General features: G+C 46.7%; 12 protein-coding genes and 1 tRNA gene. 6 read left to right on the forward strand and 7 right to left on the reverse strand.

The features are described 5' to 3' along the window. The 4 genes from PBN151_RS18470 to PBN151_RS18485 form a co-directional block, all read right to left on the reverse strand. Nucleotides 1-887 (reverse strand): ABC transporter permease (locus PBN151_RS18470; RefSeq protein ID WP_072730197.1); only part of this gene is annotated, 887 nt, incomplete at its 3' end. Beyond that, a complete protein-coding gene (locus PBN151_RS18475; RefSeq protein ID WP_072730198.1) occupies nt 884-1,852 on the reverse strand; it encodes an ABC transporter permease in 969 nt (322 codons plus the stop codon). The genes PBN151_RS18475 and PBN151_RS18470, both read right to left, overlap by 4 nt. 116 nt (nt 1,853-1,968) lie before the next feature. Further along, nucleotides 1,969-3,672, reverse strand: coding sequence for a peptide-binding protein (locus PBN151_RS18480; RefSeq protein WP_175560753.1), 1,704 nt, complete (start codon nt 3,670-3,672; stop codon nt 1,969-1,971). Between the two features lie 298 nt (nt 3,673-3,970). Then, nucleotides 3,971-4,732, reverse strand: a complete 762-nt coding sequence (locus PBN151_RS18485; RefSeq protein ID WP_072730200.1) for an N-acetylmuramoyl-L-alanine amidase — start codon at nt 4,730-4,732, stop codon at nt 3,971-3,973. 472 nt (nt 4,733-5,204) lie between these two features. Here PBN151_RS18485 and PBN151_RS18490 point away from each other — a divergent pair, with 472 nt between their 5' ends. Continuing rightward, a complete protein-coding gene (locus PBN151_RS18490) occupies nt 5,205-5,834 on the forward strand; it encodes a hypothetical protein (RefSeq protein ID WP_072730201.1) in 630 nt (209 codons plus the stop codon). A 155-nt stretch (nt 5,835-5,989) separates the two neighbouring features. Here the strand turns inward: PBN151_RS18490 and PBN151_RS18495 are convergent, their stop codons facing one another. After that, nucleotides 5,990-6,703, reverse strand: coding sequence for an NPCBM/NEW2 domain-containing protein (locus tag PBN151_RS18495; protein WP_072730202.1), 714 nt, complete (start codon nt 6,701-6,703; stop codon nt 5,990-5,992). Between the two features lie 272 nt (nt 6,704-6,975). Between PBN151_RS18495 and PBN151_RS18500 the strand changes: the two genes are divergently transcribed. Continuing rightward, nucleotides 6,976-7,362 carry a hypothetical protein gene (locus tag PBN151_RS18500; protein ID WP_072730203.1) on the forward strand — a complete coding sequence of 129 codons (387 nt, stop codon included), beginning with the start codon at nt 6,976-6,978 and terminating at the stop codon, nt 7,360-7,362. A 572-nt stretch (nt 7,363-7,934) separates the two neighbouring features. Here the strand turns inward: PBN151_RS18500 and PBN151_RS18505 are convergent. Then, nucleotides 7,935-8,009 (reverse strand) — tRNA-Thr (locus PBN151_RS18505). Between the two features lie 168 nt (nt 8,010-8,177). Further along, the gene (locus tag PBN151_RS18510) at nt 8,178-8,663 is read right to left on the reverse strand and encodes a GAF domain-containing protein (RefSeq protein ID WP_072730204.1); all 486 of its coding nucleotides are present in this window, start codon (nt 8,661-8,663) and stop codon (nt 8,178-8,180) included. A gap of 159 nt (nt 8,664-8,822) precedes the next feature. Between PBN151_RS18510 and PBN151_RS18515 the strand changes: the two genes are divergently transcribed. The 4 genes from PBN151_RS18515 (at nt 8,823) to PBN151_RS18530 (ending at nt 15,032) form a co-directional block, all read left to right on the forward strand. Further along, complete coding sequence (locus PBN151_RS18515; RefSeq protein WP_072730205.1) at nt 8,823-9,767, forward strand: alpha/beta hydrolase; 945 nt, start codon at nt 8,823-8,825, stop codon at nt 9,765-9,767. A 99-nt stretch (nt 9,768-9,866) separates the two neighbouring features. Further along, on the forward strand, nt 9,867-10,877 hold the full coding sequence (namA, locus tag PBN151_RS18520) for an NADPH dehydrogenase NamA (RefSeq protein ID WP_072730206.1): 1,011 nt from the start codon (nt 9,867-9,869) through the stop codon (nt 10,875-10,877). A 363-nt stretch (nt 10,878-11,240) separates the two neighbouring features. Continuing rightward, nucleotides 11,241-12,266 carry a carbohydrate-binding family 9-like protein gene (locus tag PBN151_RS18525; RefSeq protein ID WP_072730207.1) on the forward strand — a complete coding sequence of 342 codons (1,026 nt, stop codon included), beginning with the start codon at nt 11,241-11,243 and terminating at the stop codon, nt 12,264-12,266. 186 nt (nt 12,267-12,452) lie between these two features. Beyond that, entirely contained in the window at nt 12,453-15,032 is a 2,580-nt protein-coding gene (locus PBN151_RS18530) for a transglutaminase-like domain-containing protein (RefSeq protein ID WP_072730208.1), read from the forward strand. The last annotated feature ends 158 nt before the right edge of the window (nt 15,033-15,190 follow it).

The following is a 15,190-nucleotide window of genomic DNA, read 5'->3' on the forward strand; positions in this document are numbered from 1 at the left end:
TCTCCAATAAAATTGACCGCCAACACGACAATAAAAATGCATGCTCCTGGATAAAGCGCTTGCGTCGGATCGACAAGCATGAATTGCTGTGCGTTGCTAAGCATCAATCCCCAGCTCGTATCAGGAAGCTGTACCCCTAAACCGAGATAAGATAATCCGGACTCGGCAAGAATCGCCCCGCCTACCATTAAAGTAGCGTTTACGATAATCGGAGCCGTGGCATTGCGAAGCAAATGTCTGCTTATAATCCCCCAACTGGACACACCAATCGCCTTGGCCGCTTCCACATACTGCATCTCCCGCAGTTGAAGGAACGTTCCTCTAACAAGCCTCGCCGAGCCCATCCAGCTTGTAAAGCTTAAAATCATGATCATGTAGCTGAACTTCGGACCGAAGATAGCCAATACCAAGATGTTCAGGAACAAGGTCGGGATGGAGTTCATGACATCCACCAGCCTCATGAAAATCGTATCGATCCAGCCGCCGAAATATCCGGAAATGGAACCAATAATGGTTCCGATTACGACAGAAATAAAGGCAACCGAGAAACCGACCGATAACGACACTTGACTGCTGTAGATAAGCCGTGACAAGATGTCCCTTCCCAATTCATCCGTTCCCAGTGGATGACCAGGACTGCCCGCTGGCAAACTTGACTTCAACATATCGATCGCGGCTGGGTCATACGGGGCAATATATTTAGCACATAGAGCAATGACGACAAAGAACAATAGGACGATGGCTCCAACTACTGCAAATGGATTGCTCATAAATTTCTTCCATGCCATTAAGGTCATACTTGTCGGCTTCTCCGACTTAGGGCCAACCTCACTCGTCTTGCCGCGTTCAGGGTCAAGCTGAGCACCTTGTAAGCTCGTTGCACTCATGCCGACATGCCCCCTTTGCCCAATTGTACACGCGGATCAACAACCGCATACAAAATGTCCGCGATCAAGTTGCCAAGAACGACGATAACCGTTGTAATTAAGGTAATTGCCATCAGTACCGAATACTCCCGCGACACCGCCATCTCAACGAACAACCGCCCCATGCCTGGCCAGTTAAATACGCTTTCCGTAATCGCTGCTCCCGCTATGAGTATCGGCAGATCCAGACCAAGTACGGTAATGATCGGGATGAGCGCATTCCGCAAGGCATGACGGAAAATGACCCTGCTTTCCTTCATTCCCTTCGCTCTCGCCGTTCGAATGTAGTCCTGCCCCAGCACCTCAAGCATGCTGGATCGAGAATATTTCACGTAAGAAGCCAAGAAGCCTAATGTGAGAACCGTGACAGGCAGAATAAGATGCATGAATAAGTCCTGAAAATCGCCCTCTTTCCCCATCGAATACATGTCGGATAAAGGCAGCCAGTCCAACTTAATAGAAAAATAACTCTGCAAAAGAATACCAAACCAGAATGTCGGCATGGCAAACCCAATATAAGAAATTAACGACGCTGTCTGGTCGGATAATCCATACTCTCTCGTACTATTGTATATCCCCCAGGGGATCGCAATGATTAAGGAGAGCAGCCATGCAACGCTCATCAGAACAACCGTATTCTTCACCGTCGGCCAGAGTATATCACCTACTGGGAGATTATTCTTGAAGGTTTTCCCCAAATCACCCTTCAACAGGTCTCCCACCCAGCGAATATATTGGATATGAATCGGCTTGTCCAAGCCGAGATTTTTCGCTTGTATTTTACCCGCTTCCTGAGACAGTCCCGGCGACAGAAAGATTTGCGTCGGACCTCCTGGTGCTGCATGAATGAGTCCAAAGGTAACGATGGAGATCAAAAACAGCACTAAGAGTGACTGTAGTACACGGCGGATCAGATACTCCGTCATAGGAAATCCTCCTAAATCGTATCGTGTGAATTCATGTATTAGCACATCCATATAAAAGAGGAAGGGGCAAGCAACCCCCTCCCCTCATCATGCATATTCAACCTGTGCTTGGTATTTTATTCTACCCACCAGTTGATCATGCGGAACATGTATCCATATGCGAGTCCTGGTTCAGGTCTGTCTTCTTCCGCATATTTCACACGAGGGTTCAAGCCCTGTGGTGTACCATATTGATACATGAATACATAAGGAAGATCCGTTGTGATTTCTTTACCGATCTCTGCGTAAACTTTCTTACGCTCGTTTTGATCAGCGACAGAGTAACCTTTTACCCACAATTGATCGAGTTTTTCGTTTTTATACCAACCCGAATTTTGGTTCGGCGGGAAGAACTTTGAGGAGAGAATGCTTTCTGCGTTCGGATCTGGATCATTTAATGACCATGCCGCCAAGATAGCTTGGAATTTACCCGGTACAATGTTCTGCTCTTGCCAAGCAGCGAAGTCAACGCCTCTCGGCTTCACTTCAATGCCGATATCTTTCAAGTTCTGTTGGATAACAGCAGCAACCTGTTCGCGGCGGCTATTACCTGTATTGTATTGAAGTTCGAAGGAGAACTTGACGCCGTTCTTCTCTAAAATGCCACCTTCAGTGCTAGCCTTCCATCCATCTTCAGCCAGCAGCTTCTTCGCCAATTCCACATCATAGTTATAAACTACTGCAGTTTCGGCTGGATCTGCCCATGAGCCTGGCAGGAATGGCGAGTTCATCAACTTACCTGTTCCCTTAAGGATATTGTCGACCATGCCTTGGCGGTTAAGCGCGTGAGCGATCGCTTGTCTTGTCTTCTGTCCAGCAAAGAAGCTTTCTTTATTATCGAAGTTCATTTTGTTAAAGTTGAAGCCCATGTATTCGTAGAGTGGTCCTGGTGCCAAGATGACGTTGAGGTTGTCGCGAGCTTGAACAGCTGCTAGTTGGGTGACTGGAATCGCTGATACAGAGTCGACATCTCCCTTGATGAGAGCTTGCACTTCTGTATTTTGATCTGCGTAGATTTTGTAGATGACTTTCTGGATGTGAGGTTTTTTCGCTCCCCAGTAGTTCGGGTCTGCGTCGAAGCTTAAGTATTGTTTTTGCTTCCATTCAGTCCATTTCCAAGGACCGTTCGTTACAGTCTGCTCTGGTTTGGAACCGTATGGATGCTTCTTCAATTCTGTAATCGGAACATCCTTCAAGATGTGATATGGCACTGGTTTAAGTCTAAGAGAGTAGAGGAATGGGGCAAATACTTGCTTTAACTTGATCTGAACAGTGTGTCCATCGATCTTCGTTACCGATTCAACATGTTCGAATTGGCTAATACCTGGGGAACCTACTTCTGGGTTGCGTACCGTATTAATGGTAAAGATCAAATCATCCGCTGTTACTGGTTGGCCGTCGCTCCATTTGGCTTCTGGCTTCAATTTGACCGTGTAGGTCTTCAAGTCTTCACTGATTTGAGGAGGCTCAGCCGCGAGAGACCAAGGCTCTACGACTACGTTCGCTTGACGGTCAAGATCGTACAGGCTGGAGAAGATCAAGATTTCAGCATCCCCGGATGAAGTATCACTTACGTACAATGGGTTTACCGAAACGATATCCGAGAAGGTACCTAACGTGATTGTACCTCCATCTTTCGGGGTCTGAGCCGTATTCTCCTTCGCTGGCTCTTCCGTTTTCGCTGGTTCGGTATTTTTGGGCTCATCCTTTGGAGGATTCGTCGATGTGCTTGAACCTCCGCACGCTGACAACAACGATCCCATTAGTACCAAGAGCAGCATAAATGACATCCATTTCTTTTTTGCCACATAATTCCCCTCTCTCATTTTCGATATTTTTGTGAAGGATATATTTTCCTAGACATTGTATCATTTGAATCAGCCTACAGGTAGTAAAATGATGGAAAATATTTATAATTTGCAATTATATTTTTCATTTTACTGATTACTTTCTTTAAAAAGACTATATAGAAAGAAAAAAGGGGCGACATCCGCCCCCTTTACCACTTTACTCCAATAAATTAACCTATGGTACACGGGATACGAACGTAAATCTTCTACGCTCCCCTTCCTTCTTATCCTAGCGCTGGATGCTGACAATTCTCTCTGTTCCATTCCATGTGACGCTGGCCCCTATGGATTCGGCAATTGCTCGAACAGGTACATAGGCACTGCCATTTAGAATGATGCTATTTGGCTGAGAAATATTGTTGAGATACGCGACCTTCTTCGTATTGTCCCATCCAACAGAAAGACCCAATGCTGACGCTATATCACGAATCGGACCGTATACGACATTTTCCTTCATTATTCCCTGCGCTGCTTCTTGTCCATTGACTAGAATGCGAATTCCATTTTGAAGTTGCTGTACTTGCCCCTTAATTAAAATTATGAACTGGCTCCAGTACGGGAGAATTTGCGAAGGGCACTGCTTGCCTGACCATTTCTTATGCGGGACAACTTGATCGACCGTAAGCGTATAGCGCAAAATCAGTGTTGCCACGAGCCACGCTGCGTTATTCCAAGCCACATCTTGATTCATGCCCGTATACATGCATACCTCAATAGCAATGCTTGTCGTGTTGCCAGGCCCATTGCCATCGCCTGCGTGCCATCCCTGCTCATTATCACGCAGATGCTGATAAATATCCTTGTCATCCACCGTATAGTGCCATGATGCTTGTCTCCCACCGCTTCCATCTAACAAGTAGCGCGCGTGCGATTCCGCTGTTCCGCTTGTATTGTCCGTGTTGTGGATCGTAATCCACTGTGGTGTCATAGGCCTGCTCGGCTTGTTCGGACTGCCATCCGGAATCAGACGTTGTTGAATGACGATGCTCATGGTTCATCATCTCGCTTCTGCATAATGTGTTGTCCTAGAAGACTTGGCATGCATGCTGCGAGAGCTGATCTATCACCAAAAAGCGTTCAAAGGAGTTGAACGCCGCTTGGATCATTGCCGCAAATGGATTGTATATAGGAGAATCACCCTAAGATATAAGTGCCGTCGCAAATCTTCTATAGTAAAGCATACGTACTTTCATAGAAGTTTGGCTCTGGCAATTGTCTCGATGGATTTGTCTGTTTTGGCTCCACTCATCAGCTTAGATGTCCATGAATCTCCTCAAATGACAGTAACAAATGAATCTCGTTAACTATCAACTACAATGAATTATGAATGCAATAAAGTATCATTCCAATTTATAGCTGATTTCACTTTTCATGCATTCGCAGTTTAGAAGGACAATGATACAATTACCTCATGCATTCCAGCAATTGACTTCATGAGAATTGATTAATTAGGAGAGATCTATGTGGAGCGTGAATGGAAACTAGAACAATCGTCGCCTAGCACTGAAAAGAGGCCATTCTCTACCGGTATCGTCGTCACCTCTATCTTTGCAGCATGTTGTGTAATCGGCTTGTCTATCTTTACTTTGGTTCATAGCATGAAAGTGAATGATGCCGCAGAGAAGCTGCAGCAATCCTTCTCTAAATTGCAAGCAGACTATGAGGAACTAAAAAGAGACAACAGCAAACAGAGATTTACGATGAATCAACTGCAGAACAATCTCTTGTATGCAAATATTCAGCATGATATGGAGGAAAACGTCGTATCCGATCATTTGATATTGGATAAAATCTACTTCGACGATATCGTCTATCGCAAAGGAACGAGCGGCACGACCATAGACGTTCGCACTCAGCCCGAATTTAACACTAAATATGCGGGGTCTGGGAAGTTCACTCTATCTGATAAAGAATTGAACAATGTTGTAACCACGTTCATGCAAGCAGCGCGAGATCAATATGAGTGGTGTCTGGAAATGTACAGCATGGATGCCGTTGCACCAGATTGGAATGAGCTTACGCATACCATTACGATAGGCAACTATGATCTTGGAACCTATCATAATGGTTTGTTTACGCCTGTTAAGAAATAGTATCTTTGAGCTTAGGTAAAACACCTCTAGCTTCTGCAATCCGCTGAACTGAGAAATCAGGTCATTCAAAAAAGAGAGAGTCAACGAGAAATGCTATTCGATGACCCTCTCTTTTATTAGTTCTGTTAAGATTGATAAAGTATCATTTATGCATGTTACTGAAACAATTTAGGCTCTGCGAGTGCTGCCCACGTAGACTCGAAAACATTGCCTGGTTCCGCCACAATTTGAAGCTTAAGTACCCCACTCACATCAATATTTACAGGATTAGGGTTATCTCCGCCCTTTACATTTTCAAACGAAGCCAATTCTGTCCCATCACCAATAAAGCGATAGGTAACCACTCTATTCGAATTTTTCGTTTCATCATCTACACCAATAAAAGTTGATAGCTTTTTATATTTTTCATTTAAGTTATAGTCAATAGAGGTACTTTTGTTGTTCATAAAGCTAAGATTAAAAACAATTCCTTTTTGGAACTTATCTCCTGCAATTTCAATTTTATTGCTGTAAGGGTTTTGATTAAAATGAACGCTTGAACCACTAGGGCCATCCGTTCTTGCATAATTTACATCAGATAAATATGTAAACGAACCTTCTTTTTTACCAACCCAGGCTGTTTTATTTTTCCCGTCATACGAAAATTCTTTCCCCGAAGCGTCAGCAACGAATTTCACTGGAGCATATAGCTGCCCTTTATAGAGAATCGCATTATCTGTGCTAACTTTCTGGACACCATCGAACATATACTTTATGTTTTCAAACGAGACTTCAATTTTTGCCGTGCTAGCAGCAAATGCCGCTGTACCAAATAGCAGACCCCCGATTACTACTCCCATCAGGAGGCCTTTTAGTTTCTCCTTCATCATTCAGTTCTCCCCTGTTTATGTTTTTAGCATGGATTGACCAATCACATCACTTCGACATATACCACTATATTCCTGCATATTCTCCCAAAATACCTACCTATTTTGTCAAATAGAGTATTAGTAAATATCCACAAATTATAAATAAACCCACAAAATAGGTAATTTGTATCATTCATCTTTTATTACTATTAATGGTAATATAGATTCACCTGGAAGAATATTACACATAATGGACTTAAAGTTGAAAAATTAAAAAGGAAGTGTGCCAAACTATGAAAAAAACGTTTGTATCCTTACTTACGACCGCTCTCTTACTTACTGCCGCTGTTCCAGCTTTTGCCCAAGAAAGCACTCAAGCTCCTGCACCAGCAGCCACAAGTGTTGTTAATCCTGAATCGATTTCCGCTTCGTCTTACTTCTTCGCTAATGTTTCTTGGAGAAATGTTTCTGGCGCAACTCGCTATGAGTATTTCGTGTATAAAAACGGAAATTTGGTTGAGTGGGGAAGTCAGAGTGTTACAGGCAGAGATGTCGGGATGGAGGAATTCGCCGCTTACAGAATAGAAATTAGAGCTGTTGGGTCAAATGGAAATCAGCTTGCTTGGGGCACAACGAATACCTTTGTAGCAGGTCCCACTTCAATTTACGTATCTCTGTAGTCTTTGGAAGGTTCATGTAAGTATCTCAAAGGAATAAACAGAACAAGAACCTGCTTAGCGTTGAAAATAATGACTACCATAACTCAAATAGGCTGCCAATACGGCAGCCTATTTCTTGTATCAAGTCCATTTACAGTATGGATGCTTTTTATAATAAGGAAAACGCCCACCGACGTGAGATGACGTTAATGGGCGTTGAAGTGTTAAGGAATATTATTTTTACAAATTACCGTTTGCCCTATATGGTTGAGCATAATAACTTTTAATCCTATGCCTTCCATCGTATCTTGAAGGATTTAGCTTTCTTTTCCTTCCTATGGGTCCATCGAACAGTACGTCACTGACAAAATCTCCTATAACAATAAAATTAATCGGATCTCTATTCACATGTCTTGCCAAACATGCAGGAGGCGGTTCTTCGCAGCCTAGGAGATTCGATTACAGCAACGAAAATCGAGACTGAAAATCCGCTTTATCTGGATAAAGGGTAGATGAATGGTAGATGAAGCACTTAAAAAAGGGAAAAGCGCGGCCTCCGATTGCTCGGAAACCGCGCCGTTATCGACATTACATGGTGCTGGAGAAGGGAATTGAACCCCCGACCCACGCATTACGAATGCGTTGCTCTACCCCTGAGCTACACCAGCAAATTTTGTTGACACCAAATATTATAGAGAAGTCAAATTATTGTTTCAACACTAAAATAAATTTACCTATATTTACTATATGATGCTGCAGAAGTGTTCTAGAACGATGTTCCTTCCCTTCATGCAGCACCATATTCTATTTTCCGCATCCAATCGAAATATCTACAATTAGCTCTCCGCTAAAAGCGCACTGACCAACTTCTCCAACGCTTCTTGATCCTGTTCATTGAAGCGATCCGTAATCGGGCTATCGATATCCAATACCCCGATAAGCTTGCCTTCTTTCATCAGTGGGACAACAATTTCGGAGCGCGATGCCGCATCACAGGCAATATGTCCGGGAAATGCGTGAACATCCGGCACAATTATTGTACGCTGTTCCTTCGCCGCCGTTCCGCACACGCCGCGGCCAAGCGGAATTCTTACACATGCAGGCAGTCCTTGGAACGGCCCGAGCACAAGCTCCCCTTTCCCCTCATCCATCAAGTAAAATCCAGCCCAGTTAATATCCTTAAGCCCATGCCACAATAGCGCAGCTGCATTAGACATATTCGCAATGAAATTCGGCTCACCTGCGATTAATGCGGACAGCTGTCCATTGATAATCGGATAATCCTTGGCTCTATCGCCAGTATATAGTGTCGGTGTGAACATCTGTACCGCCTCCCTCAGTCCTATTTGTAATGTATCATACCATAGTGGAATGAATTCCGTGTATGATGCAATTAGAAAATAACGTAGCTTTCGTTTCAAAGCTCTCGATATAATGTAAGAAAAGGGTAACGGAACAAATGCCGATGAGGAGGCAATCTGATGAGAACGAACACCTTTCAATTTATAGATGAAGAACAAGTACGGATTCATGTCTACCACTGGATGCCCGAGGACACAGTTGAGGTTCGAGGCGTGGTACAAATCGCTCATGGGATGACCGAAACAGCGATTCGCTATGAGCGCTTTGCCGAAGAGCTTACGGCTGCCGGTTATATCGTATACGCCAATGATCATCGCGGTCATGGCCTTACAGCAGCAACAGAGCAAGACTTGGGCTATGTTGGCGAGGACGGATTCACGTGGATGGTGCGCAATATGGCGCAGCTCACCAAGATGATTCGAGAGCAGAATGGCGATATTCCACTGTTTCTGTTCGCTCATAGCATGGGCTCTTTCCTCGCTCAGCAATATATAACAGAACATGCGAGCCTGATAGACGGCGTCATCCTATGCGGAAGCAATGGCCCTCGCGGTCCTGAGCTGCTAGCAGGTGTCGGCGTTACGAAGTTGATCGCCTCGGTGAAGGGTTCTCGCCATCGTAGCGCCTTCATCGATAAGATGGCGTTCGGCAGCTTCAATCGCAAATTCAAGCCAGCACGCACACAGGTAGACTGGTTAAGCCGCGATCTGGAGGAAGTCGATAAGTATGTTGTAGATCCTTACTGTGGATTTCTAAGCACGGTCGGATTCTATCGCGACTTCTTCAAGCTGCTGCGCAATATCCATCGTCCCGAGGTCATGAACCGCATTCCGAAGCAGCTGCCTGTGCTGCTTATTGCAGGAGATGAAGATCCGGTAGGCAACTACGGCAAGGGTGTGAGGAGGTTGGCGGACCAATATATGCAGCTTGGCTTGGAACAAGTGGAGTGCAAGCTGTATGAAGGTGCACGCCATGAGTTGCTAAATGAAACGAATCGGGATGAGGTTACGGCGGACTGTCTTGCATGGTTGCAGCGTCAGACCCCGAGTTTGACCAACTCCTAAAGTTTCGCTAGTCTGTCATTTGTACCCACAATCTGGATCAGCGTATAATAGACTTGAGTCAATGATTTAGTCCAATGGAGATGGAAGGAGATTTTACATATGTCTCGCTTGTTTGAACCGATAACGATCGGAGGAGTTACAATCCCGAACCGGATTGCTATGTCTCCGATGTGCATGTATGCATGTGATGATGAAGATGGCAAAGTAACGGAATGGCACTTGGTCCATTATGCCTCTCGTGCAGTTGGGCAAGTCGGGCTTATTATCGTGGAAGCGACTGCCGTCACACCAGAAGGTCGTATCAGTGCTCGTGATTTAGGAATTTGGAGCGACGATCAGATTGCGGGTCTGCGCAAGCTAACTGATCTGGTGCATTCCCATGGCAGCAAGATCGCAATCCAGCTTGCCCATGCAGGCCGCAAGGCTACCGTTCCAGGCGCAATTGCCCCATCGGCAATTGCATTTAGCGAGGAATACACAGTGCCGGAAGAAATGTCGCAGGAGCAGATTCGACGGACAGTGAAGGCATTTGCAGAGGCCGCTCGCAGAGCGAAGGAAGCAGGCTTCGATATCGTAGAAATCCATGGTGCTCATGGCTACCTGATCAATGAATTCCTCTCCCCGCTTACGAACCAGCGCATGGACATGTACGGCGGTAGCACAGAAGGAAGATACCGCTTCTTAAGCGATGTAATCGATGCAGTACGCCTCAATTGGGAAGGCCCCGTGTTCGTGCGTATTTCGGCCAATGAGTATGCGGATGGAGGCAATTCTCTGGAAGCTTATATCGACTATGCACGCCGTATGAAGGATCAAGGCGTCAGCCTCGTTGATTGCAGTTCCGGCGCGGTAGTACCGCATCCAATCGATGTATTCCCCGGCTACCAAGTGCCTTATGCGCATGCCATTCGTCAGTCCGCTGGCATAGCTACGGGAGCAGTCGGCCTTATTACCGAGCCAGCTCTAGCAGAAGAGATCGTCCGTAATGACCGTGCGGATCTCGTCCTTCTCGGACGCGAACTGCTGCGTGACCCATACTGGCCGCTGCGGGCCGCACGAGCACTTCGTGCTGAACTGCCTAAGCCGAAGTCTTACGAACGCGCTTGGTAAACCGCAAGATAACATAGATAGTGCCCCGATATAGAAGAGGTGGCATTTTCTAACTCAGCCTGTTGCCTTCTTCATGAAGCAAGCATAAGCAATCGTTGTTACTATGGATAGAAAATATACTCAGTTACGAAGAGGGCATTCTTCATGGATGCTCTCTTTTTTATCTTCAGATACAACAGCGAAACCGACATGTTCGACATTTTGTGATACCGATAACTTTTTTCGCCGAAAATCGCGTTTCCCTATTGAATATCCGATTATATCCATCTAGTATAAGGATAAGTTTGTTCTTCATTGCCATATTTACGTATTTGTGTGTTCTCCAACACCTACCACATGCATTCATCTAGAGGAGGATGGAAGATGGATAGAAGCGGCGTTCCTGAACCGAATATCGTGTTCGAGCCAAAGCATTACATTTGCCACCGTGCAGCAGAACCGTTACAGCTTGATGGACGATTGGACAAGCCTTTTTGGGCGAATGCCCCGTGGACAGACGACTTTGTCGATATTGAGGGAAATTTGAAGCCACGGCCGTTCAAGCGCACACGGGTCAAAATGTTATGGGATGACGAGTATTTATACTTCGGAGCCGAAATGGAAGAAGATCAAATATGGGCAACATTGACGGAGCGAGATTCTGTCATTTTCTATGATAATGATTTCGAGATTTTCATTGATCCCGACGGCGACACGCATAACTACTATGAGTTCGAAATGAACGCCTTCAACACGATATGGGACTTGCTGCTTCCGAAGCCATATCGTGATGGCGGTCCGCCTATTAATTCCTGGGATATTCATGGCATTCGCACTGCCGTTCATATTGATGGCGAAGTGAACAATCCGAATGCAGACAACAAGGGTTGGAGCATTGAAGTGGCCATGCCTTGGAGCGTGCTGAAGGAATGTGCGCCAGAGGGACGCCTGCCGCGTCATGAAGAATATTGGCGCATTAACTTCTCCCGTGTCGAGTGGCGTGCTGAAGTGCAGAACGGAAAGTACGTGAAGACAATCAATCCGGATACGAACGCCCCTTATCCAGAGTATAACTGGGTATGGAGCCCGCAAGGCATTATTAATATGCATTATCCAGAGCTGTGGGGCTTCGTCGTCTTCGCCGAGGCGAATCAGCCAGAACCCATCTTCCAACTTACGCAAGATGAGCTGATCAAGTGGGAGCTGCGCAAGCTCTATTACCGCCAGCGTCAGCATTATGCAGCGCATGGACATTATGCCTCCACCTTGTCAGTGTTAACGAACGAAGAGGTGTGCAGCATTGAACCTGTCATTGAGACAACAAGCGGAACCTTCCTCATGTCTGCCAAGTCACAGGACGGACTGCAGTGGATTCGCATTCAAGAGGATGGGAAGGTGTGGGGCGAATAGGTTTGCTGCTGCAGCATGCATGCTCCAAGCCTTCGGCACATCCGTTCTCTGCATTTTTTGTAGTTATCGATAACATAACCAATAACCAGTAATCGATGTTCCAATGACCAAGTTCGACCGGACTAACAATCATACATGAACCATCACTGCATCACAGATATTCCACACACGGAGCTGATGAACAAGATGACGAGTACAACTGGCTACGCAGATAGCACATTCCTTCAACAGATCGAAGATAAGTTTCATTATAAACAAGAATTAGCCAAGCACCGTTCAGAAGAGCTATTCGGTGTATTCAATCAAGAACTGACCTGCGAAGAACGTTTACTCTTGAAATACTTGTACGCCTACATGCCAATTCACGACTTGGCTGACTATAACGGGAATTTCTTCTTAGCTCATGTGCGCCGCACTCTAGCAACACGTCAGGCGCTTCCTTGGGGAAAAGATATTCCAGATTACATCTTCATGAACTTTGTCCTCCCCTACCGGGTCAACAATGAGAATATCGACGACAACCGCGAAGTGATTTATCAAGAGCTTGTTGATCGTGTGAAGGATAAATCCATGGTCGATGCGATTTTGGAAACGAACTATTGGTGTCATGAGAAAGCAACCTATGTCGGCACAGATCAACGTACCGTATCTCCATTAACCCTGATGCGTACGGCTCTAGGCCGCTGCGGGGAACAATCGACACTAGCCGTCGCCGCACTGCGCAGTGTCGGCATTCCGGCGCGCCAATGCTACACGCCGCGCTGGGCGCATTGCGATTCGAACCACGCATGGGTGGAAGCCTGGGCTGATGGCACATGGTACTTCCTCGGTGCATGTGAGCCGGAGGGACGCCTGAACGAAGGCTGGTTCAAGGCTCCTTCACGCCGCGCCATGCTTGTGCATACGCGCGTTCCTGCTGATTATAACGGGCCCGAGGAAACGTGTTCCAGCCACCCTTGGTATACCGAGATCAACCTGCTCGGCAATTATGCGCCGCGCAAGACCATTACAATACAAGTCGTGAATGAACAAGGAGAAGCAACACCGGCCGAAGTTCATTTCCAAATGTACAATTTCGCTGAATTCTACTCTGTTACGACATTGCCAACCGACGCGGATGGACAAGTAGCATTCACAACGGGATATGGCGACCTGCTTATCCACGTACGCAACGAGCAAGGCTACGGCTTCCGCCATATTTCGGTCGGAGATGCGGATATTTTCACCGTAACGCTCCAGTCTGAGCCACCGGAGCACGAAGTATTAGAATTCAATATGGTGCCGCCGCCAGAGATTCCAGACAAGAGTGAAGATCGGATGACAGACGAGGAACGTCAGGCGAACGATAACCGCGTCCAGCACGGTACAGCAACACGTGCCGCATACGAAGCTACATTTATAAATGAAGAACAGGCTGGGGAATTAGCGCGCAAGCTCTCCCTGCCTGCAGATCGTGTATGGACGGTACTTCGTCATGCACGTGGGAACAGTCATGAAATAGCGTCTTTCCTCAAATCCTGCACACCGGAGCATGGCGAATGGCCGCTGCGACTGCTCGAATCGCTGCACGAGAAGGATACACAAGACACGATGAGCGAGACACTGTGCGATCATTTGGAGGGTGCCCTTCCCTATCTGCAGCAGGTGAAGGATGAAGAACTATTCGCAACCTATGTGCTCTGTCCGCGTGCCTATTATGAAATGATCAAGCCTTATCGCTCATTCTTCCAAGCCAATCTAACGGCTGAGGAGAAGGCGGCCTATACAGCCAATCCGCAGCAGCTGGTTGAGCGCTTGGCCAATGACATAACACTTGAAGGCTGTATCGATCGCTACAATGGCATGATTACGCCAGTCGGCGCATTCCAATTGAAGCTGGCTGATCGCGTAAGCCGGGATGTATGCTTCGTGGCAATCGCGCGCAGCATCGGAATCCCAGCGCGACTTGAGCCGCTGAATACACGTCCGCAATTCTGGATGGATGGCGCGTGGCAAGATGCCCTGTTCCATCAGGATGCCGTCGAGGCGCCTATGGATGCTGCCGCTACTGGTTCCGTCGTATTTACACGAGGAGAAGGAGATCAAGAAGCTGCCTATTACTTGAATTTCACCATTTCTCGATTCGAGAAGGGTAGTTGCCGTACCTTGACCTTCCCATATGGAGAAAAAGATATGTACGACAAGCCTTACGAGGTGCTGAGCGGCGACTATCGAATGACAACGGGAACTCGCCTTAGCGACGGAACGGTGCTAGTTCGCCAAACCTTCTTCTCGGTGCAAGACGGGACAACAACATCGGTGCCTATCGTGTTCCGTAAGGAAGAGATTCATGTTCCGGTACTCGGTACAGTGACGGCCAATCAGTGGGAACTCATGACCGCGAAGGCGGATCTTAATATTCCCGAGCAAGGAATCGTCCTTGCATGGCTCGATCCAGAACGGGAGCCTTCCAAGCACCTCGCGCGAGAATTGCGTGAGCTCAAGGCAGAGCTCGATCAATGGGGAGGCCGGATTGCACTTATGGTAGAAACGCAGCGCAATCGCGGCGAATTCAAGCTTGAGGGCATGCCGGAGCATACAACATACAGCGTGGATGAAGATGGAGGGGCTCTGCAAGCTCTGCTTCCTTCCTTGCCGGAATGGAACGGGCAAGAATACCCGCTCGTTGTTGTCGTGGATCATCAGCACCGCATCCGCTATCAGCTCCAAGGCTACAAGCTTGGCACGGGATCGGATATCGTGAAGACCGTAAACAATATGCAGTAACGGTACCGAGTTAGACGAAGTGACGGAGGCGCTATCACGTACATGGTTAGCTCTTTTACTTTGATAGCCTCCCTTGTAGAAATCGTAGATGGTATGATGTCAGATCGAGTTCGAGCATTGAAGCTGCTGAACTCGATCTGTTTGCTTTTATCGAAAAG

Source organism: Paenibacillus sp. NAIST15-1 (assembly GCF_001894745.1).
Taxonomy (GTDB): domain Bacteria; phylum Bacillota; class Bacilli; order Paenibacillales; family Paenibacillaceae; genus Paenibacillus_B; species Paenibacillus_B suaedae.

Coding starts and splice junctions, on each gene's coding strand:
- PBN151_RS18475 (WP_072730198.1), bottom strand. CDS start 1,852: ATGACGGAGTATCTGATCCGCCGTGTACTACAGTCACTCTTAGTGCTG.
- PBN151_RS18480 (WP_175560753.1), bottom strand. CDS start 3,672: ATGCTGCTCTTGGTACTAATGGGATCGTTGTTGTCAGCGTGCGGAGGT.
- PBN151_RS18485 (WP_072730200.1), bottom strand. CDS start 4,732: ATGAGCATCGTCATTCAACAACGTCTGATTCCGGATGGCAGTCCGAAC.
- PBN151_RS18495 (WP_072730202.1), bottom strand. CDS start 6,703: ATGATGAAGGAGAAACTAAAAGGCCTCCTGATGGGAGTAGTAATCGGG.
- PBN151_RS18500 (WP_072730203.1), top strand. CDS start 6,976: ATGAAAAAAACGTTTGTATCCTTACTTACGACCGCTCTCTTACTTACT.
- PBN151_RS18510 (WP_072730204.1), bottom strand. CDS start 8,663: ATGTTCACACCGACACTATATACTGGCGATAGAGCCAAGGATTATCCG.
- PBN151_RS18515 (WP_072730205.1), top strand. CDS start 8,823: ATGAGAACGAACACCTTTCAATTTATAGATGAAGAACAAGTACGGATT.
- namA (WP_072730206.1), top strand. CDS start 9,867: ATGTCTCGCTTGTTTGAACCGATAACGATCGGAGGAGTTACAATCCCG.
- PBN151_RS18525 (WP_072730207.1), top strand. CDS start 11,241: ATGGATAGAAGCGGCGTTCCTGAACCGAATATCGTGTTCGAGCCAAAG.
- PBN151_RS18530 (WP_072730208.1), top strand. CDS start 12,453: ATGACGAGTACAACTGGCTACGCAGATAGCACATTCCTTCAACAGATC.